At 67.9% G+C, this 20,442-nt stretch carries 14 protein-coding genes; 11 read left to right on the forward strand and 3 right to left on the reverse strand.

Features of this window, described 5'->3' with window-relative positions:
• Positions 1-23: 23 nt before the first annotated feature.
• Entirely contained in the window at positions 24-1,172 is a 1,149-nt protein-coding gene (locus GGR89_RS02265; RefSeq protein WP_241217823.1) for an FAD-binding domain-containing protein, read from the forward strand.
• A 201-nt stretch (positions 1,173-1,373) separates the two neighbouring features.
• On the opposite strand, the gene GGR89_RS02270 is transcribed toward GGR89_RS02265, so the two are convergent.
• Positions 1,374-2,444: an alpha/beta hydrolase gene (locus tag GGR89_RS02270; protein WP_125973126.1), complete on the reverse strand. Its 1,071-nt coding sequence runs from the start codon at positions 2,442-2,444 to the stop codon at positions 1,374-1,376.
• A 172-nt stretch (positions 2,445-2,616) separates the two neighbouring features.
• Between GGR89_RS02270 and GGR89_RS02275 the strand changes: the two genes are divergently transcribed.
• Both GGR89_RS02275 and upp read left to right on the forward strand, forming a co-directional pair.
• Positions 2,617-4,680, forward strand: a complete 2,064-nt coding sequence (locus tag GGR89_RS02275) for an alpha-L-arabinofuranosidase C-terminal domain-containing protein (RefSeq protein ID WP_206434261.1) — start codon at positions 2,617-2,619, stop codon at positions 4,678-4,680.
• Between the two features lie 52 nt (positions 4,681-4,732).
• Positions 4,733-5,383 carry a uracil phosphoribosyltransferase gene (gene upp, locus GGR89_RS02280; RefSeq protein WP_125973128.1) on the forward strand — a complete coding sequence of 217 codons (651 nt, stop codon included), beginning with the start codon at positions 4,733-4,735 and terminating at the stop codon, positions 5,381-5,383.
• Between the two features lie 3 nt (positions 5,384-5,386).
• Here the strand turns inward: upp and GGR89_RS02285 are convergent, their stop codons facing one another.
• The gene (locus GGR89_RS02285) at positions 5,387-6,379 is read right to left on the reverse strand and encodes a cupin-like domain-containing protein (RefSeq protein WP_125973130.1); all 993 of its coding nucleotides are present in this window, start codon (positions 6,377-6,379) and stop codon (positions 5,387-5,389) included.
• Positions 6,380-6,381: 2 nt separating this feature from the next.
• Positions 6,382-7,059 (reverse strand): SapC family protein, encoded by a 678-nt coding sequence (locus tag GGR89_RS02290; RefSeq protein WP_125973132.1) that lies wholly within the window; start codon positions 7,057-7,059, stop codon positions 6,382-6,384.
• A gap of 382 nt (positions 7,060-7,441) precedes the next feature.
• Here GGR89_RS02290 and GGR89_RS02295 point away from each other — a divergent pair, with 382 nt between their 5' ends.
• The 8 genes from GGR89_RS02295 to GGR89_RS02330 all read left to right on the forward strand — a co-directional run bounded on the left by GGR89_RS02295 (position 7,442) and on the right by GGR89_RS02330 (position 20,440).
• Positions 7,442-10,276 carry a TonB-dependent receptor gene (locus GGR89_RS02295; RefSeq protein WP_245201529.1) on the forward strand — a complete coding sequence of 945 codons (2,835 nt, stop codon included), beginning with the start codon at positions 7,442-7,444 and terminating at the stop codon, positions 10,274-10,276.
• A 21-nt stretch (positions 10,277-10,297) separates the two neighbouring features.
• Positions 10,298-11,887, forward strand: a complete 1,590-nt coding sequence (locus tag GGR89_RS02300; RefSeq protein WP_209092081.1) for a tryptophan halogenase family protein — start codon at positions 10,298-10,300, stop codon at positions 11,885-11,887.
• 22 nt (positions 11,888-11,909) lie between these two features.
• Positions 11,910-14,555: a glycoside hydrolase family 3 C-terminal domain-containing protein gene (locus GGR89_RS02305; RefSeq protein WP_125973134.1), complete on the forward strand. Its 2,646-nt coding sequence runs from the start codon at positions 11,910-11,912 to the stop codon at positions 14,553-14,555.
• Between the two features lie 244 nt (positions 14,556-14,799).
• Positions 14,800-15,738: a DUF808 domain-containing protein gene (locus tag GGR89_RS02310; protein WP_125973136.1), complete on the forward strand. Its 939-nt coding sequence runs from the start codon at positions 14,800-14,802 to the stop codon at positions 15,736-15,738.
• A gap of 80 nt (positions 15,739-15,818) precedes the next feature.
• Entirely contained in the window at positions 15,819-16,319 is a 501-nt protein-coding gene (locus tag GGR89_RS02315; RefSeq protein ID WP_125973138.1) for a 2Fe-2S iron-sulfur cluster-binding protein, read from the forward strand.
• Positions 16,316-17,299: an FAD binding domain-containing protein gene (locus GGR89_RS02320; RefSeq protein ID WP_125973140.1), complete on the forward strand. Its 984-nt coding sequence runs from the start codon at positions 16,316-16,318 to the stop codon at positions 17,297-17,299. The genes GGR89_RS02315 and GGR89_RS02320 overlap by 4 nt, the downstream gene beginning before the upstream one ends.
• 14 nt (positions 17,300-17,313) lie before the next feature.
• Positions 17,314-19,503: a xanthine dehydrogenase family protein molybdopterin-binding subunit gene (locus GGR89_RS02325; protein WP_125973297.1), complete on the forward strand. Its 2,190-nt coding sequence runs from the start codon at positions 17,314-17,316 to the stop codon at positions 19,501-19,503.
• Positions 19,504-19,702: 199 nt separating this feature from the next.
• Positions 19,703-20,440 carry a Crp/Fnr family transcriptional regulator gene (locus GGR89_RS02330; RefSeq protein ID WP_241213167.1) on the forward strand — a complete coding sequence of 246 codons (738 nt, stop codon included), beginning with the start codon at positions 19,703-19,705 and terminating at the stop codon, positions 20,438-20,440.
• The last annotated feature ends 2 nt before the right edge of the window (positions 20,441-20,442 follow it).

Below are 20,442 nucleotides of genomic sequence, written 5' to 3' on the forward strand. Positions count from 1 at the left end.
CAATCCTGTCGTTCGACTTCCCCTTGTCGCGCAGTGCGGCTCAGGCGCGCCTGGCCGCCTTTCTGCCGCATGCGGGTGCGGCGTACACCCAGCATCGCAATGAGGACCGGGGGCAGGGGCAGCATCATGCGGTGTCTCGGCTCTCCGCAGCGGTACGGCGGCGGCTGATCAGCGAAGCGGAAATTGCCGAGCTGGTTCTGGGCATGCATGGCTATGCGCCGGCCGCCAAGTTCATCGCTGAGCTGTATTGGCGGACCTATTGGAAGGGCTGGCTGGAGCAGCATCCGTCGGTCTGGCACGATTGGCGCGCCGAATGTGCGCGGCTGACTGAACAGGGGTTGCCGGAGGGCTATGCCGCGGCGGTCGAAGGGCGGACCGGGATCGACGCCTTCGACGCATGGGCACGGGAATTGTTCGAGACGGGCTATCTGCACAATTGGGCGCGGATGCAGTTCGCGTCGATCTGGATCTTCACGCTTGGACTTCCTTGGGCACTCGGCGCGGCATTTACCTTCCGACATTTGGTCGATGCGGACCCTGCCTCCAATACGCTGTCCTGGCGCTGGGTGGCGGGATTGCACACGCCCGGGAAAGTGTATCTCGCGAATGCGGAGCGCATTCAGGTGCAGACCGGCGGGCGCTTTCGCGCGCAGGGCCTCACGAAGACGGCGGATGTTCCACGTGAAACATCGGTGCCGGATCTTTGCCGCATCCGCGAGCCGGCGGTGCCGGACCTGCAGGCACCATCCCTATTGCTGCTGACTCCCGAGGACCTGTCGCTGGAGACGGAGGTGCGCCTGCAGGGCTTGGACGTGCGGCGTGTCGTAGCGTGTCGTCGGCATTGCAGCGGTGCGGCGGATATTGCCGCGGTGGCGGACGGGCTGCAGCGTGCTACCGGCCACTGGGGCGTGGCCGCGCGCTGGGTCGACGATGTCGATGCTGCCGTGGCTGTCGCGCAGGAGGACGGGGTCGCGCAGATCGTGACGGGCTATGCCCCCGTTGGGCAGGTCGCGGACTCGCTGGCAGCGCACCGCGAAGCGATCCCCATCGCCGAACATCGCCGTGCCTGGGACGAGCAGGCATGGCCCTATTGCCGCAAGGGCTATTTCGCCTTGGCCCAGCATATTCCGGCGCTGCTCGGAACCGCGGCGCTGGCACCATTACCCGCGTAACCAGGGAGCGCTGGATCATGATAAGGAAATGATGAACACCCTGCTGCAGTGCAGCGTTGGTGCAGGGCGAAGGTGAGGCATGATCGAGCAGCTGCACGACGACCAATGGCGGGGTCTCGGCTCCGAGGCGCTGCGTCCGACCTGGCATGACGCTGTCCGCGACGCGATTCGCCATCGGCTCGCGTCGCCTCCGAAACGGCCTCAGCGCTGGTTCGGGAAAACCAGATTCTTGCTGAAGAAGGGCAGGACGTAGTTCTGGAATCGGTCGGCCACCGCGCTGGTGTGGTCGCCGGAATAGACGGTGAAGCTGTTGGGCACGCCGTAGCGGTCCAGCGTCTCGTGCAGCGCCTGCGCATCGGTGCGTAGACCGTCCTTGTCCCCGACATCGATCGCGATTGCCCGGTAGCGGCGTAGTTCCCCGATATACTGGTCGACGAACGCCAGCGGGGCGTTGGCAGCCCATTTCGCCAGCACCTCGGGCCGCTGCTTGCCGTCCTCGATCGGCAGGTCGAGATAGAGCGGCGGCGCCTTGGGATCGGGCGACCAGGCCGCGGCCGCCGCCAGGGTGGCGCGCAGCCCCCAGGAGAGCTTGGTCGCGTCCTCGCGGGTCTTGATCGCGGCGATCTGGGCGAGCCCATTGGAATCGAGCAGGCTGGCGTCGCGCGCCGAGAGGCAGCAGGGGCTCATCATATAGACCGCGCCGAACACATCGGCATGCTTCATCCCGATGCGGCTGGCGCCATAGCCGCCCATCGAATGGCCGACCAGGCCGCGGCTCTCGCGCGTCGCGATGGTGCGGTAATGCGCATCGATATAGGCGACGAGATCGTGCGCGACGAAGCGCTCGAAATCGCCCGTGGTCGGCGAGCTCGAATACATCGATCCGTTGTGCAGCGTCTTGCTGTCCGGCAGCACCAGGATCACCGGCCTGGCGCCGAGCGCATAGGCACCCTCGACGACCTGGGGGACATGGATCTCCTTGATCCACTGCTCGGCGCCGATCGAATAGCCGTGGAGCGCATAGACGACGGGGTAGCGCTTGGCGCGTGCCCGCGCATAGTCGGGCGGCAGCACGACGATCACGTCGCGATTGGCGCTCTCGCCCTCGAGATTGCCCTGAATCGCGGACGAATGGACCTTGATCCGCTGCACCGTGACCGGCTTCGCGCCGGCCACCACCGGCGGGATCTGCGTCTGCACCTGCGCCATTACCGGTGCACCGCAGAGGCTCGCCAGCAATGCTGCGCGCGTCACCCAAGTCCGTTTGCCCATCGCTCTCTCTCCCATGCACGGCCGGCTCGGCCTTCTATTCTTGTCGGCGCAGTTCTGCCGCCGCCAGTCTGCGCTTTTTGTCAAGTAAGCCGTCAACACCCCGATATACGGTAGCGTTAACATCTCCCTTCGGATACAACAGCTCGGAGTAAATAAAAAGAGGGAGAGGAATATGGCACGGTTGCGCACCGGCATGTCTGCCTTGTTGTTCGCGTGCACCATTTCGCCGGCAGGTGCACAGACCCTGCAGGCGACGATCGATGCGGGCCGCGCCTCGGCGCCCGTCACCCGATATGAATATGGCATGTTCATCGAACCGATCGGCGGCCTGGTCGCGCGGACGCTGTGGGCCGAGATGCTCGACGACCGCAAATTCTACTATCCGGTGGTACCCGCCGCGCGCGACGTGCCGCCGCCGCCCAATGCCGAGGGGCGGCCCGGGGTCGCCTATCGCAAATGGCGCCCGGTCGGCGGCGACGACGCCGTCACCATGGACACGCACGACCCCTATGTCGGTACGCAAAGCCCCAGCGTCGCCCTTGATGCGACGACCCCGCGCGGCCTCTCGCAAGACGGCATCGGCATCGCCAAGGGCAAGCGCTATGTCGGTTCGCTGTGGCTGAACGGCGATGCCGGTGCGCGCGTGCAGGTGCGGCTCGCCTGGGGGCAGGGGCGCGGCGATGGCGAAACCGTGGCGCTGCCGGCCCCGGCGCCGGGCTGGCAGCGGGTGACCTTCGCCTTCACCCCCCAGGCCGACAGCACGGATGCCCGCTTCGCGATCACCGGCACGGGCAGCGGCCGCTTCCGCGTGGCGGCGGTATCGCTGATGCCCGAGGACAATATCGACGGCTGGCGGGCGGACACCACCGCGCTCGCCAGGACGCTCAACTCGGGCTTCTGGCGGCTCCCCGGCGGCAATTTCCTCTCCGACTGGGACTGGCACGAGGCGATCGGCCCGCGCGACAAGCGTCCGCCGATGTTCGACCACGCCTGGAGCGCAATGCAGACCAACGACCAGGGCATGGACGAGTGGATGACGCTGGCGAAACTGGTCGGCGTCGAGCCCTATGTCACGGTCAATGCCGGGCTGGGCGATGCCAACTCCGCAGCCGAGGAGGTCGAGTATCTCAACGGCCCGGCGACCAGCGAATGGGGCGCCAAGCGCGCCGCCAACGGTCATCCGGCGCCGTACGGCGTGCGCTTCTGGAACATCGGCAACGAGCCCTATGGCTGGTGGCAGATCGGCCGCACGACGCTCGATTATTTCATGATCAAGCACAACGAGTTCGCCCGGGCGATGCGCGCCAAGGATCCGGGCATCGTGCTGATCGGATCGGGCGCGATGCCCGACCAGATGCATCCCAAGGGCACCAAGGAGAACCCGACGCTGGCCAGTATCCAGCACAAGTTCGGCACCGACGAGGATTGGACCGGCGGGCTGTTCGCCAAGGCCTGGGGCAATTTCGCCGGGGTGAGCGAGCATTGGTACGACCGCGCCGAGCAGCGCCCCGATGCCCCCGCCGATGCCGAACTGCTCGAATATGTCCGTTCGCCTTCCAACCAGGTGCGGATGAAGGCCGAGGAGTGGAAGATCTACGAGCAGCGCTTCCCGGCGCTGCGCCGCGACAAGATCTTCCTGTCGATGGACGAGTACGCCTATTTCGGCCCGCCGACGCTCAAGAACGCGCTCGCCTATTCGATGGTGCTGCAGGAAATGCTGCGCCACACCGATTTCCTGACGATGAGCGCTTTCACCACCGGCGCCTCGACGATGGACATCACGCCCACTGCCTCGACGCTCAACGCCACCGGCATGGTGTTCAAGCTGTACGGCGCGCATTTCGGTGCGGGCACGGTGCCGATCGCGCTCGACGGCAACGTGCCGCAGCCGGATCCCAAATATGTCGTCGGCTACAGCCACCCGCAGGTGAAGGCGGGCAGCGCGACCTGGCCGCTCGACATGATCGCCGCGCTCAGCGCCGACGGGCGGACGCTCAAGATCGCCATCGTCAACGCGACGGTGAAGCCCCAGACCGTCGCCATCGCGCTGCAGGGCGTGCGCACGCGCGGGGCGGGGCGGCGCTGGTTGCTCACCGGCGCGTCGCTCGCGGCGGAGAACAAGGTCGGCGCGGCACCCGGCGTGACGATCGGCGAGGCGCGGGTGCCGGCGCTCGGCCGTTCTCTCACCGTGCCGGCGATCGCGACCGCGGTGTACGAGTTCCCGGTCGTTCGCTGATCGCGTGCACCGCCGGCTTGCATGCCGGCGGTGCATCGCGCACCACCCGGCCATGGCCGAACCCGATATCGCCGGGCTGACGATCGTCGCCCACCCGCTGGTCCAGCACCGCCTCACCCGGCTGCGCGACCGGACCACGCCGCCCGAGCGCTTCCGCGCCGAATTGCGCGCGGTGGCGACCCTGGTCGGCGCAGCGGCGCTGGCCGACCTGCCGCTGGCGCCGCTGGCGATCGAGACGCCGGTGGCGGCGATGGAATCGCCGGTGCTGGGCTGCGCGCCGCCGGTGGTCGTGCCGGTACTGCGCGCGGGACTCGCCATGGCCGAGGGCCTGCTCGATCTGCTCCCCGAGGCGGCGGTGGCGCATCTCGGCCTGTATCGCGATCCGCAGACGCTCGAGGCGATCGAATATTATTTCAAGGCGCCTGCGGACATCGCGGCGCGACCCGTGCTGATGGTCGATCCGATGCTGGCGACCGGCAACAGCGCGGTGGCGGCGCTCGATCGGCTGAAGGCGGCGGGCGCGCGCGACCTGCGCTTCGTGTGCCTGCTTGCCGCACGCCCGGGCGTGGCGGCGGTGCGGGCGGCGCATCCCGATGTCGCGATCTGGACGGCGGGGCTCGATGCCGAGCTCAACGCGCACAGCTATATCGTGCCGGGCCTCGGCGACGCGGGCGACCGCGCCTTCGGCACCGAGCACAGCTGAGCGTCAGCCGCCGCGCAGCAGCTGCATCACGAAGGCGCGGATCCGCCCGCGATTCTCGCGGCTGTCGGCGAGGATGCCGTGCCGCTCGGGCGGCAGATGGGCGAGCGGGTGGCCGTCGCGGCGGAAGGCGTAGTGGTCGAAAAAGGCGCGCCACGCCGCGCGCTCGGGCGGAGGGCGTTCGGCAAGCGTCGTCATTGCCAGCAGCAGCGCGGTATAGGGGGAATCGGGGCCGCTGGCGAAATCGTCCCACCAATAGTTCATCAGCAGGTTGAACGGCGCGGTCGCTTCGACCTGGTGCCACCAGAGCTTGGGTAGGTAGAGCGCATCGCCGGGGTGGAGCGTCACCGTCAGCGCGCGCGCCTGGGCGGCGGCGAAGCGGGGGTAACGGGGATCCTGCGGGGCTGCGGTGGCGGCGAGGCTCACCGGCTGGCCCGCCATCGTATGGTCGATCGGGCCGATATAGAGATCGCCGATCGCATCGGGTGGATAGAGCGTGAAGCGGCGCTCGCCGGCGATCACGCAGGCGAGATTGTCGAACCGGTCATAATGGCAGGCGATCGTCGAGGCGTTGCCGATCCACAGGCGCGGCAGCACGCCTTGCGGCACCAGCGGCAGGGGATTGGCCTCGGCGAAGCCAGGCAGATGATCCTCGGCGGGGAGCGAGCCGCAATAGACGCTGGGCTGGTCGGATGCGGCGGCGGCGCGGGCGATGCGGTCCAGCGCCGCGGCGAGGCCGAGCGTTTCGCGCGCAAAGTTGAAGCCGTCGGGCTGCTCGCCATAGGCATAGCGCCCGCCGATCGCCGGATCGCCGACGAACGCCTGCGCCGTCCGCCCGCTGTCGAAGTGGCACAGATAGCGGCACAGGCCTTCGATACTGGCCGCCGCCCGGGTGACGGGAAGGGCCGCCGCCGCGCCCCGCAGCATGATCGGCTGGCAGGCGCGGCGTGCCTCGGCGAAGTCGGCGGGAGGAATGTCGGCGGCGATCTCGCGGAGCATCGTCAGGCCGCGAGCCGGCGGTTGCGCCGCGCCGCGAGCACCGCAATCTGCCGCAGCGACCCGGCAAGCGCATAGGCGAGCTGGAGATGCCCGGCGCGGAACAGCGCGAGCACCGCGCCGTCGTCCAGCGCGTGGAGCGAATCCAGGCTCACCGTGTAGAGCCCGGTCAGGTCGAGCGACGTGCCGTCGTCGAAGCGCAGTGTCACGTCGATCGGCTCGAGCAGCTTGTGGGCGAGCAGCGCGTCAACAAAGGCCTGGGTCTCGTCCACGCCGCGGTGCAGCTGGGCCAGCGTCTGCTGGATGCCGCGCAAGGCCGGGGCGGGGGCGCCGTCGTCGCCGAACAGCGGCTCGCCCGCTTCTCCGCCGAAGCGGCTATCCTTGGGGTCGATCGCGATCGAATCGCCGGCGATGAAGAAGCCCTGGCGCTCGACATGGAGCGGCCAGAAGCCTTCGCCGGCGCGGAGCTCGACCAGCGATTCCCCCGGCTGGAAGCCCAGCATCGCGCCGACATAGAAGCGCCCGGTCTCGGCGTCCTTGGTGAGCAGCACCGGGCAGGCGGCGGCCGCGGCGGCGAACTCGGACGCCACGACCGGGACGAAATAGGGCAGGGGCCCGGTGGCGGGACGGATCCGCAGATCGCGATGCTCCACCGAATCGAGCAACGTCACGCCTTCAGCCATTCCTGTCCTCTCCATCCGCGCGTGGTGCGCCCCGGTCTGCATATCGGCTCGCGCCGCCGACGCCAATGGCCTGACTAAAGGACAAGAATACCCCGACAAAAACCAGTTGATAGCGCTAACGCTAACGGCTACACTTCATTACAGATTCGCAGAAGAAGAATGAATCGGGGAGGATGTTGTGCCGCTATTTGTGCGGATGCGAAGGCTTGCGCCTAATCTCCGAGCATATGTTGCGTTGCACTGCGGTGTAGCGCGTGCGGGTCTGTATCGATCCCAACAATAACACGGAGGGGGTAAGCACATGCCGAACATCGTCGGAATGGGTTCTTCGCAGCGGCGCGCGCGTCTTGCGCGGCATGTACTGGCGGGGGCCACGAGCGTGATGGCGCTCAGCCTGATCACGCCGGCACAGGCGCAGACGACGGCACCGTCGACCAGCCAGGCGCAGGACGAAGAGATCATCGTCACCGGTATTCGCGGTTCGTTGCAACGCAATCTGGATGCGAAACGTAATGCCTCCGGGGTGATCGAGCAGATCTCGTCCGAGGATATCGGCAAGTTTCCGGATTCGAACGTCGCGGCCTCGCTGCAGCGCCTGCCGGGCATCTCGATCCAGCGCGACGGGCCGCGCGGCGAGCCCAACGGCGTCACCGTCCGTGGTTTCGGCGGCGACTTCAACGAGACGCTGGTCGACGGGCGGCGCCTGTCGACCGCCACCGGCGGCCGTTCGATCGACTTCTCCACCGTCGGCTCGGACTTTGTCGGCGGGCTGACCGTGCTCAAGACGCCCGACGTCTCGCTGTCATCGAGCTCGATCGGCGCGACGATCAACGTCGCCTATCCCAAGCCGTTCGACCGGCCGGGATTCCATCTCGCCGCGTCGGTATCGGGGTCGATCCAGGACGATGCGGGGAAGGTGGTGCCCACGGGCGGCCTGCTGATCAGCAAGACCTTCGCCGACGACACCTTCGGCATCCTCGCCAACGCGATCTACACGCGGCACGACACACAGACCAACAACGTGTTCGTCCATGGCTGGCCGGGCGGCCGCTATGCGCCGTGCCAGCTGGCGGGCAGCACCGCGACGAGCTGCAACCCGACCAGCGATACCACTTCGGCGGCCTATGCCACGCCCAGCAACCGCCAGACCGTGGTCGGCTGGTTCGAGCAGCAGTTCGGCGCGACGCAGAACTATACGCGCGACGAGCGGATCGACGGGCGGATCGCGCTGCAGTGGAAGCCGGCGGACGGCGTGCTGCTGACGCTCGACAACAATTTCTCGGACCAGCGGGTCAACACCGATAATTTCGGCTTCGGCATCTGGTTCAACCAGGGCAGCCTGCGCAACGTCAAGCTCGACGCGAACGGGACGACCACCGACTTCACCCAGGCCAACTCGCAGACCGACTTTACCGCGGGCACCGACAGCAACCTGCGCCGCACCAACCAGACCGGCCTCAACGTCAAATGGGATGCGACCGACAATCTGCAGGTCGAGGCCGATGGCAGCTGGTCGAAGAGCTGGCTCAATCCCGATGGCCGGATCAGCTCCAAGGGGGCGGACGTCGGCTACGGCTTCGGCATCGGCCCGTCGCTGGGCATTTCGATCAACGGCGACAGCAAGGACGTGATCCCGGTCCTCCACGATTACGGCGTCAACGGCACGGGCAGCCGCTGGGCCGACCTTGCGGCGATCGGCAGCCACGTCACCGTCAACATCGCCAACAAGAATACCGACGAGATCAAGCAGGCCCGGCTGGGGCTGAAGTGGCAGCAGGACGACCTGACGCTGCGCTTCGGCGGCTCCTATCTCGACGACAAGTTCCGGTTCCGCAGCGCCAATACCTTCGCCAACAACTATTGGCAGGCCTATTCGGGCTATGGCCCCGCCTCGGGCACCAATGGCGGCGTCGCGATCCCGGCGAGCCTGTTCAAGGGCACGGTGAGCACGACCAATTTCCTGCCGGGCTATACCGGCGCGCTGCCGCCGGTGCTGCTCAACTTCACGGCGGCCGATTATCAGGCCTATCTCACCGGTCTCGGCAATCCCCAGACCCAGACGATTCCGGGCTACAACACCAGCTGCTGCACCGGTTTCAACGGCCAGTTCGCGGTGGCGAACGATGTCGGCAGCACCCGCGACATCGGCGAGCAGACCTGGGCGCTCTACGTCTCGGCGAACTTCAAGAGTGAAATCGCCGGCATGCCGTTCTTCTTCAACGCCGGCGTGCGCGAGGAAGTGACCCATGTCTCCTCCACCGGCATCGGCCGCCTGCCGACCTCGATCACGCCGAGCACCACCGACCCGACGCTGCTGACGGTCAATTTCGGCGACCAGCAGGCGATCACCACCAAGTCGAACTATTCCTACCTGCTGCCGTCGATGGACCTGAAGCTCGAGCTCACCGATGCGCTGCACCTGCGCCTCGATGCCTCGCGCACGCTGACCCGGCCGACGCTCAACCTGCTGACGCCGGCGCTGAACATCGGCGTCGGCCAGCGCATCGGCGCACTGACCGCGGACGGCGGCAACCCCACGCTGCAGCCCTATCTCGCGGACAATTTCGACGCCGCGCTCGAATGGTATTACCAGCGCAACTCGTACGCTGCTGTGAATTTCTTCCTGAAGGACGTGCGCAACTTCATCGTCCAGGGCGTGCAGCGCCAGTCGATCAACGGCGTGGTCGATCCGTCGACCGGCACCACGGCGCAGTTCGCGGTGTCGCAGCGGGTCAACGGCCCCAAGGCGACGGTGAAGGGCGTCGAGCTCGCCTGGCAGAACACCTTCGGCAACAGCGGCTTCGGCTTCATCGCCAACGCCACCTTCGTCGACACCAACCGGCCCTATGACCCAACCGACATCAGCCAGAGCGGCTTCGCGGTGACCGGCCTCGCCAATTCGGCCAACTTCGTCGGCTTCTACGACAAGAATGGCGTGGAATTCCGCGCGGCGGCCAACTGGCGCGACAAATATCTGCTCGCCTTCGGCCAGGCGCAGAACACGGGCTCGTTCGGCGCCGAGCCGACCTTCGTCAACTCCAGCCTGCAGATCGATCTGAGCGCGAGCTACCAGATCAACGAGCGGATCAACATCTTCGGCGAAGCGCTCAACATCACCGACGAAGTGCAGAGCACCCATGGCCGCTTCGCCAACCAGCTGCTCGACGTGTGGGCCTATGGCCGGCGCTTCACCGCGGGCGTGCGCTATCGCTTCTGAAGTCTCTTCCCACGACTGGGGATGTCGGTATCGTCCGGCATCCCCTTCTTTTTCCACGGGTCGGCGCGGGTGAAACGGGTCCAGAACATCGTCATCGTCGGCGGCGGCACCGCCGGTTGGCTCACTGCGGGGGTGATCGCCGCGCGGCACCAGAGCCGGATGCCTGGCGGCTTCACCGTCACGCTGGTGGAGTCCCCCAATATCCCGATCATCGGGGTGGGCGAGGGGACCTGGCCCACGCTACGGACGACGCTCGCCAAGATCGGCGTCTCCGAAACCGAGTTCTTCCGCGAGTGCGACGCCGCCTTCAAGCAGGGCGCGCTGTTCGCCCGCTGGACCACCGGCGCCGAGGACGACGCCTATTACCACCCGCTGATGCTCCCCCAGGGCTTCCACCAGCTGAGCCTGGTGCCGCACTGGATCGCCAACGCCAATGGCCGCAGCTTCTGCGACACGGTCACCCCGCAGGGCCGGATCTGCGATGCGGGCCTCGCCCCCAAGACCATCGCCACCCCCGAATATGACGGGCAGGCCAACTATGCCTATCACCTCGATGCGGGAAAGTTCGCGCCCTTCCTGACGCGCCACTGCACCACCAGGCTGGGCGTCCGCCACGTCCTCGCCGATGTCCGCGCGGTCGAGCGGGCCGAGAATGGCGACATCGTCGCGATCGATACCGAACAGGCCGGGCGGATCGAAGGCGATCTGTTCGTCGACTGCACCGGCTTCCGTTCGCTGCTGCTCGGCGAGACGATGGGCGTCAGGTTCAAGGATTGCGGCGACATCCTCTTCTGCGACGCGGCGCTCGCCGCGCAGATTCCCTATCCGGAAGAGAACGCTCCGATCGCCACGCATACCCTCTCCACGGCGCAAGGAGCGGGCTGGATCTGGGACATCGGCCTGCCGACCCGGCGCGGCACCGGCTATGTCTATTCCACGGCCCACACCAGCGACGACCAGGCCGAGGCGACGCTGCGCGCCTATCTCGGCCCCGCCGGTGCCGACATGGCCGTCCGCCGCATCCCGATCCGCTCGGGGCATCGCGAGATCTTCTGGAAGAACAATGTCGTCGCGGTCGGCCTCGCCGCCGGCTTCCTCGAGCCGCTGGAAGCCTCGGCGATTGTGCTGATCGAGCTTTCCGCCAAGCTGATCGCCGAGCAGATGCCGGCGGTGCGCGAGGTGATGGACGTGGTCGCCAAGCGCTTCAACGCCACCACCCTCTATCGCTGGGGCCGGATCATCGACTTCCTCAAGCTCCATTATGTCCTGACCAAGCGCACCGACACCGAATTCTGGCGCGACAATCTGCTGCCCGAGACCATCCCCGAGCGGCTCCAGGAGCTGCTCACCTTGTGGCGCTACCAGCCGCCCTGGTTCCATGACGAGTTCGACCGGGTGGAGGAGGTCTTCCCGCCCGCCAGCTACCAATATGTCCTCTACGGCATGGGCTTCCGCAGCGAAGTCGAGCCCGAGGCGCTGTCGGGCGACCAGCGGCTCGCCGAGCGCGCGATGCGCGAGAATGCGGCGCAGACCGAACGGCTCTGCGCCGGGCTGCCGCGCCACCGCGACCTGATCCGCAAGATTCACGAACACGGGCTGCAACCGGTCTGACCGACCGCAAAGGGGAAACCAGATGAACCGCACCGTCCGCGCCGCGCTGCTGGCCGCCGCGCTATTGCCGCTGCCCGCGCTCGCCCAGACCGCCGCCGATCCGCGCGCCGAGGCGGATGCCAAGGCGGCGGCGATCGTCGCGCAGCTCACGCCCGAGGAAAAGTTCGCCCAGCTGCTCAACGTCGCGCCGGCGATCCCGCGGCTGAACATCCCGCGCTACAATTGGTGGACCGAGTCGCTCCATGGCGCGCTCGGCACGCTGCCGACCACCAATTTCCCCGAGCCGGTCGGCCTCGCCGCGACCTTCGATGCGCCGCTGGTGTACGACGTCGCCGCCGCGATCAGCAGCGAGGTGCAGGGGCTCCATGCGCTCGCCCGCCAGACCGGCCGGATGGGGCGGATCGGCACCGGGCTCGATACCTGGTCGCCCAACATCAACATCTTCCGCGATCCGCGCTGGGGGCGGGGGCAGGAGACCTATGGCGAGGATCCGTACCTCACCGCGAAGATCGGCGTCGCCTTCATCCAGGGCATGCAGGGGCCCAACCCGGACCTGCCGAACGTGGTCGCCACGCCCAAGCATTTCGCCGTCCATAGCGGCCCGGAATCGACCCGCCACGAAGCCAATGTGTTCGTCTCGCGCCACGACCTGGAGGACACCTATCTGCCCGCGTTCCGCGCTGCGATCGTCGAGGGCAAGGCGGGGTCGGTGATGTGCGCCTATAACCGCATCGACGGCCAGCCCGCCTGCGCCAGCGACGAACTGCTCAAGGAGCATCTACGCGGCGCGTGGGGCTTCAAGGGCTATGTCGTCTCCGATTGCGATGCGGTGAAGGACATCGGCGACAACCATCATTATGCGCCCGACGGCCCCAGCGCGGTGGCGGCGGCGATCCGCGCGGGCGTCGACAATGAATGCAACGGCGCAACGCTGACCGACACGGCGGGGCTGGGCGATCGCTATCGCGATGCGCTCGCCAAGGGGCTGATCACGCAAGGCGAGATCGATGCCGCGCTGGTGCGGCTGTTCTCCGCCCGGCTCCGCAACGGTGACCTGCCGGGCATCCGTACCACCACGGGCAAGCCCAGCGATGTCGGCGCCCCGGCGCACCGCGCGCTGGCGCTCGATGCGGCCGAGAAGAGCCTGGTACTGCTCAAGAACGATGGTCTGTTGCCCTTGAAGCGCGGTAGCCGCATCGCCGTGATCGGCCCGCTCGGCGACGCAACGCGGGTGCTGCGCGGCAATTACTCCTCGTCGCTCTCGGGACCGCCGATCTCGGTGGTCGAGGGCCTGCGCCGTGCCTTCCCGCGCGCGAACGTCAGCTATGCCCCCTTCGGCGCCTCGGTGACCGATGGCGACCGGGTGCCGGGATCGGCGCTGCGCACCCCCAGCGGCAAGCCGGGGCTGCTGGCGCGCTACTTCAATCCGGTGACCCCGGCGCCCACCGAGTACGCCCCCGGCACCTTCCGCGACGCGGTCGCCAAGATGCAGTTCGCCGACACGCCGGTGGTGACCCGCGTCGAGGCCGATGTCTCGGCGCGCAGCCTCGGTTTGCCGACCGTCTCCGAGCATCACCGCACGATCTGGACCGGCTTCCTCGTGCCCCCGGAGTCCGGCACCTACCGGCTGGGCCTGACCGGCTTTGGCGGGGCGATGATGTTCGACGGCAAGCCGTTCGTGGACTTGACCAAGTCCGGCTGGGGCAGCCTGCCGACGCTGCGGGAGGTGCAGCTGGTCAAGGGCAAGCGCTACCCGATCGAGGTGCGCACCGACGAGCATGTGCTTTCGGGCATCGATCTCGTCTGGAAGCGGATCAGCACCGATCCGGTGGCGGCGATGCAGGCGGCTGCCGCCAAGGCCGATGTGCTGGTCGCGGTGGTGGGGATCACCTCGGACTTGGAGGCCGAGGAATCGCCGGTGCAGATCCCCGGCTTCAAGGGCGGCGACAAGACCAGCCTCGATCTGCTCCCCGACCAGCAGGCGCTGCTCGACGCCGCCAAGGCGACCGGCAAGCCGCTGGTCGTCGTCGCGATGAACGGCAGCCCGATCAACCTCAGCTGGGCCAAGGACCATGCCGCGGCGATCCTCGAGGCCTGGTATCCGGGCGAGGTGGGCGGCACCGCGATCGCCAATATCCTCTCGGGCAAGACCAGCCCTTCGGGCCGCCTGCCGCTGACCTTCTACCGCAGCGTCGACGACCTGCCGCCCTTCGGCGACTACAGCATGAAGGGGCGGACCTATCGCTACTTCACCGGCACGCCGGTCTATCCGTTCGGGTATGGCCTTAGCTATACCAGCTTCGCCTACGCCGCGCCGGTGGTGGAAAAGGCCGAAGGGGCGGGGCTGACCGTCACCGCCGAGCTGCGCAACACCGGGGCGCGGGCAGGCGACGAGGTGGCGCAGCTCTACCTCAACTTCCCCGAGGATCCCGGCGCGCCCAGGCTTGCGTTGCGTGGCTTCCAGCGCGTGTCGCTCAAGCCGGGCGAGGTGCAGAAGGTCACGTTCACGCTGTCGCCGCGCGACCTCAGCACGGTGACGGTGGAAGGGCAGCACCGGGTGCTCGCCGGTACCTATCGCGCCACCGTCGGCGGCGGGCAGCCGGGCAGCGGCGCGGCGGGGGCGTCGGTGCAGTTCAAGATCGAGAAGGCCATCGACCTGCCGAACTGAACGGGCGATGCGAGGAGGGCTGGAACCCTGCCCAAACCACCCTTCGTCATTCCCGCGAAAGCGGGAATCCATTCTCCGTGCCGCTGGGGGAAAGAACCTCGGCTTCAGCGCCAATGGATCCCCGCCTGCGCGGGGATGACGGCTGTTTTGTGGCGCCTGCGCAGCGCACCGCCGGGAGCTTTGGCCATCCGCGTGCATTTCCGCTTCATCTCGGCTAGCCCGAGCGAAACATGAGGGGGATTTGATGGCGGGTGGCCTGGTCGCATTGCTGGACGATATCGCGGCGCTGGCGAAACTGGCGGCGGCGTCGATCGACGACGTGGGGGCTGCGGCCGGCCGCGCGGGGGTGAAGGCCGCGGGCGTGGTGATCGACGATACCGCGGTGACGCCGCGCTATGTCGTCGGCCTCACGCCCGATCGCGAGCTGCCGATCATCGGCAAGATCGCGCTCGGCTCGATCGCCAACAAGCTGGTCGTGATCCTGCCGCTCGCTTTGCTGCTCAGCGCCTTCGCGCCCTGGGCGCTGACGCCGATCCTGATGCTGGGCGGCGCCTATCTCTGCTTCGAGGCGGCGGAAAAGATCCTCGAGGCGCTGCTCGGCGAGCATCACGCCGACGAGGTGGCGGCGATCACCGATGCCAAGGCGCTGGAGAAGCGCCAGGTGCTCGGTGCGATCCGAACCGACCTGATCCTCTCGGCCGAGATCATGGTGATCGCGCTGTCGCAGCTCCCCGCCGACATGTCGTTCGTGACCCGCGCGGGCGCGCTGGTGCTGGTGGCGTTCGCGATCACCATCGGCGTCTACGGCGTCGTGGCGCTGATCGTGAAGATGGACGATATCGGCCTGCACCTCAGCCGCGGCGGGGCCACCGGCGCGGTGGCGGGCTTCGGGCGCGGGCTGGTGACGGCGATGCCGGTGCTGCTCACCGCGCTGTCGCATATCGGCGTGGCGGCGATGGCCTGGGTCGGCGGCGGCATCCTGCTCCACGGGCTGGAGGAGTTTGGGCTGGGCGCGATCCCGCACGCGCTGCACCATGGTTCCGAGGTGGCCGGTGCTGCGACCGGTGCACTGGGCAGCGTGGTCGAATGGCTGGTCTATGCGCTCGGATCGGCGGTGGCCGGCCTGATCGTGGGCGGCGCGATCGCCGGGCTGCTCCACCTGCTCCCCCGCAAGGGGCATTGATCGGCTCCCATTCTTGTTAACCCTGATCGGGACCGATCCCGATGCCTGCGCGTTCGCCCCCCAGACCAGGGAGGCCGTGCATGCCCATCACCATCAACGGCGTCGATCACGAACTCGACGTCGACCCCCGTACCAGTCTGCTCGATTTTCTCCGCGGTGACGCGGGCCTCACCGGCACCAAGAAGGGGTGCGATCACGGCCAATGCGGCGCGTGCACGGTGCTGCTCAACGGCCAGCGGATCAACAGCTGCCTAACCCTCGCGGTGATGCATGACGGCGACAGCGTCACCACGATCGAGGGGCTCGGCACGCCCGATGCGCCGCACCCGCTCCAGGCGGCGTTCGTGCGGCACGACGGCTATCAGTGCGGATACTGCACGCCGGGCCAGATCTGCTCGGCCAAGGCGATGCTCGACGAGATCGCGGCGGGCTGGACCAGCTATGTCAGCGACGATGTCGCCGGGAGCCCCAAGCTTTCCGAGGAGGAGATCCGCGAGCGGATGAGCGGCAATCTCTGCCGCTGTGGCGCGTACTCCAACATCGTCGCGGCGATTGCGGAAGTGGCGGAGGCGCAGGCATGAAACCGTTCGAATATCAGCAGGCCCATGGCCTGGGCGAGGCGCACCAGCTGCTCGTCGCCGACGGTGGCAAGCCGATCGCCGGCGGAACCAATCTGCTCGACCTGATGAAGCTGGAGGTGGAAACACCCAGCGCGCTGGTCGACGTCAACCGCCTGCCGCTCGGCGGGATCGTGGAGCATGGCGAGGGGCTACATATCGGCGCGCTGGTGTCGAACAGCGCCTGCGCGGCCGATCCGCGCATCCGTGGCCAGTATCCGGTGCTGGCGCGCGCGATTCTGGCAGGGGCCACCTTCCAGCTGCGCAACAAGGCGACCACCGGCGGCAATCTCTGCCAGCGGACGCGCTGCTATTATTTCTACGACCTCAGCCAGGCGTGCAACAAGCGCGAACCCGGCACCGGCTGCGCTGCGATCGGCGGGTTCAACCGGATCCACGCCATCCTCGGCGCGAGCGACGCCTGCATCGCCACCTATCCGGGCGACATGGCGGTGGCGCTCTCCGCGCTGGACGCCACGGTCGAGATCCACGACGCGAAGGGCGAGAAGCGCATGGTGCCCGTGCGCGAGTTCCATCGCCTGCCCGGCGACACGCCCGAGCGCGACAATGTCCTTGAAGCCGGCGACGTGATCACCGGCGTGGTGCTGCCGGCACCCTCGGGCGGGACTCAACTGTACCGAAAGGTCCGTGACCGCGCCTCCTATGCCTTCGCGCTCGTCTCGGTGGCGGCGGTGCTCCAGGTCGAGGACGGCGTGATCGCCAAGGCGCGGCTCGCCTTTGGCGGCCTGGCGCACAAGCCGTGGCATGACCCGCGCGTCGAGGCGCTGCTCGAAGGCGAGGCGCCCTCCGACGCGCTGTTCGACCAGGCGGCCGCGCTGCTGCTCGACGAGGCCCGCGAGCAGGGCAGCAACGATTTCAAGATTCCGCTCACCCGCCGCACGCTCAAGGCCGTGCTGCGCGAAGCGACGGGAGGTACGCTGTGACTCGCCTGTACACTATGGACAAGCCGGATGAGCGCAACCGGCTCGATGCGATGGCGCAGGGCATCATCGGTCGCCCGCTCGACAGGCCCGATGGCAGCGCCAAGACGGCGGGCGTCGCGCCCTATGCGGCGGAATATGTGATTCCCGAGTGCGCGGAGGGCGTGCTCGTCCTCGCGACGATCAGCCGCGGCGAGGTGGTCGAGATCGAGTCCGGCCCCGTGCTCGCCATGCCCGGCGTGCTGGCGGTGATCGCCGATCCGCGGATGATCACCCGCTCGGCGCAGGGCGGCGCGGGCAAGTCGCCGGTGCGCGAGATCCACAAGGTCGACTATTACGGCCAGCCGGTAGCCCTTGTCGTCGCCGAGACCTTCGAGCAGGCGCGCGATGCCGCCACGCGGCTGCGGATCGCCTATCGCACCGATGATCCCGCCAAGGTGCCGCTCGATTCCGAGGATAGCCACGCTTCCCACGAATCGTTCGGCGAGCCGGTGCAGCAGGGCAATCTCGACGCGGCGATGCGCGATGCCGCCCACGCAGTCGACGTCACCTACACCACCGAGGGCCATGCGAGCGCCGCGATGGAGCCGCATGCCAGCATCGCCGAATGGGACGGCAACACGCTCACCGCCCATTCGAGCCTGCAGATGCTCAAATACAACCAGAAGGAACTGGCTGACGCGCTGGGCCTCCAGCCCGAGCAGGTGCGGCTGATCTCCCCCTATGTCGGCGGCGGCTTCGGCTCCAAGCTTGGCATCAGCGCGGAGCTGACCGCGGCGGCGGTGGCGGCAATCGAGCTCGGGCGGCCGGTGCGGGTGGTGATGAGCCGCCAGCAAGTGTTCCAGTGCGTGATGCGCCGCTCCGAGACGCGCCAGCGCATCCGCCTCGCCGCAGATGCCGAGGGGCGGCTGGACGGCTTCGGGCACGAGGCCTGGGTTTCCAACCTGCCGGGCGAGAAGTTCGCCGAGCCGGTGACGCAGGCGAGCGAGTTCCTCTATCGCGGCGCGCACCGCACGCTGCGCATCGACCTCGCCCGCATTCACCGGATGACCGCCGGCTCGGTCCGTGCGCCGGGCGAGGCGGTGGGCATGCAGTGCCTCGAAGCGGCGATGGACGAGCTGGCGCTCGCCAGCGGCATCGATCCCGTCGAGCTGCGGCTGCGCAACATCCCCGAGCAGCATCCGAGCGAAGGGCTGCCCTACAGCTCGCGGCGGCTGGCGGAATGCCTCAAGGTCGGCGCCGAGCGCTTCGGCTGGGACGGCAGCGATCGCCGTCCGCTCCAGCGCCGCGAGAGCGAATGGTGGATCGGCACCGGCATGGCCAGCGCCAGCCGCGTCCACAATCTCAACGAAGCCCAGGCCAGGGTAACGCTGTCGACCGACGGCACGGCCGTGGTCGAAAGCGACATGACCGATATCGGCACCGGCACCTATGCCATTCTCGGCCAGATCGCCGGCGAGATGCTCGGCCTGCCGCCGGAGAAGATCCTCGTGCAGCTCGGCGACACCCGCTTCCCGCCGGGCTCGGGGTCGGGCGGCAGCTGGGGGGCGGCATCGACCGGTTCGGCGGTGATGGTCGCCTGCGAGGCGATCCGAGAACAACTCGCCCAGCAGCTCGGCGTCGAGGAATCCGATCTCACGCTCAAGGACGGCGAGGCGATCGCCGGCAACCGCCGCATCCCCTTTACCGAGCTGCTCAAGACCGACCTTGCCGAGACGGGCCATTTCAAGAATGGCGGGATCGACGAGAAATTCGCCATCGCGATGTACGGCGCCTTCTTCGTCGAGGTCGGCGTCAACGCCTATACCGGCGAGACGCGGGTGCGGCGGATGACCGGCGCGTTCGGGCTGGGCCGCGCGCTCAACGCGAAGACCGCGACCTCGCAGTGCCTGGGCGGCATGGTGTGGGGGATCGGCAGCGCGCTGACCGAGGAGCTCGTGTTCGATCCGCGCGACGGCCACCTCGTCAACCACGACCTCGCCGAATATCATGTGCCGGTGAATGCCGACGTGCCCGCGCTCGACGTCGTGCTGGTCGACGAGCGCGATTCCGCCGGCAGCCCGCTCCAGGCCAAGGGCGTCGGCGAGCTCGGAATCTGCGGCGCGGCGGGGGCGATCGCCAATGCGATCCACCATGCCTGCGGGGTGCGCGTGCGGAGTTTCCCGATCACCCCGGACAAGCTGCTCGAGCAGCTGCCGGAGGTGTGAGCCAAGCAAAGGCTTCACGGATGAAAGGTCAAACCTTATAACAGGTTAAGGCGAATACTACCCAGGATGGAATTGTCAGTGGGACCCCCGCCCGCTAGGCATTGTTTCGCGAGCGGCGCGGCCCCGGACAGCGGGCCGCCCCTCCATTCGCCGTCGTTCTGCCGGCAGGGGACACATCCAGGACAGGGGAGCATCCGGGGTGCCGAACTACCCGTTGACGCGATTTCACGAACAGGCGTCGCTCACGCAAGCGGAAGCCGAAGCCCTGCGCGGGATGGGCGATCCGGAGATCGTCGTGCGTCGGGGCGGCACGATCCGCCGCGAACGCGATCCGGTGCAGGCGATCTACCTGCTGCTCGAAGGCTGGGCCACCGCGGCGATCCGGCTGCCGGCCGGCCAGCGGCAGATCGTCAAGATCCACATCACCGGCGACATGATGGGCACGCCCAGCATGGTGCTGGACACCGCCGCCGACACGCTGGCGGCGGTGACCGAATGTCGGGTCGCGGCGGTACCGCTGGAACGACTCCGCGACGTGTTGATCGCCTCTCCGCGACTGGGTCCGCTGCTGTTGATGTCGGTCCAGGTCGAACGGCTGGCGCTGATGGATAGCGTCGCGGCGATGGGTAAGTCGTCGGCGCGCGAGCGGATGGTGCGGCTGCTGCTCGACCTGCACGACCGGCTGGCGAAGATCGGCGCGGCGGAGGAAGGCCGCTTCGACATGCCGTTGACCCAGGAATTGCTGGGCGACGTGCTGGGGCTCACCGCCGTGCACGTCAACCGGACGATGCGGCTGCTTGAGCGCGAAGGCTTGATCGCCCGGCATGGCCAGAGGGTCGTGCTCGGCAATATCGAGGCGCTGCGGAAACTGTCGCCGGTGCCGCCGCGGCGAATCCGCTTCGATCCCGCCTGGCTGCCCGCCCCCGGCGCGATGTGACC

It is taken from the genome of Sphingomonas trueperi (genome assembly GCF_011927635.1).
Lineage (GTDB): Bacteria > Pseudomonadota > Alphaproteobacteria > Sphingomonadales > Sphingomonadaceae > Sphingomonas > Sphingomonas trueperi.

Coding starts and splice junctions, on each gene's coding strand:
- GGR89_RS02290 (WP_125973132.1), bottom strand. CDS start 7,059: ATGGCTGAAGGCGTGACGTTGCTCGATTCGGTGGAGCATCGCGATCTG.
- GGR89_RS02315 (WP_125973138.1), top strand. CDS start 15,819: ATGCCCATCACCATCAACGGCGTCGATCACGAACTCGACGTCGACCCC.
- GGR89_RS02275 (WP_206434261.1), top strand. CDS start 2,617: ATGGCACGGTTGCGCACCGGCATGTCTGCCTTGTTGTTCGCGTGCACC.
- GGR89_RS02320 (WP_125973140.1), top strand. CDS start 16,316: ATGAAACCGTTCGAATATCAGCAGGCCCATGGCCTGGGCGAGGCGCAC.
- GGR89_RS02270 (WP_125973126.1), bottom strand. CDS start 2,444: ATGGGCAAACGGACTTGGGTGACGCGCGCAGCATTGCTGGCGAGCCTC.
- upp (WP_125973128.1), top strand. CDS start 4,733: ATGGCCGAACCCGATATCGCCGGGCTGACGATCGTCGCCCACCCGCTG.
- GGR89_RS02325 (WP_125973297.1), top strand. CDS start 17,314: ATGGACAAGCCGGATGAGCGCAACCGGCTCGATGCGATGGCGCAGGGC.
- GGR89_RS02310 (WP_125973136.1), top strand. CDS start 14,800: ATGGCGGGTGGCCTGGTCGCATTGCTGGACGATATCGCGGCGCTGGCG.
- GGR89_RS02295 (WP_245201529.1), top strand. CDS start 7,442: ATGGCGCTCAGCCTGATCACGCCGGCACAGGCGCAGACGACGGCACCG.
- GGR89_RS02305 (WP_125973134.1), top strand. CDS start 11,910: ATGAACCGCACCGTCCGCGCCGCGCTGCTGGCCGCCGCGCTATTGCCG.
- GGR89_RS02300 (WP_209092081.1), top strand. CDS start 10,298: ATGTCGGTATCGTCCGGCATCCCCTTCTTTTTCCACGGGTCGGCGCGG.
- GGR89_RS02285 (WP_125973130.1), bottom strand. CDS start 6,379: ATGCTCCGCGAGATCGCCGCCGACATTCCTCCCGCCGACTTCGCCGAG.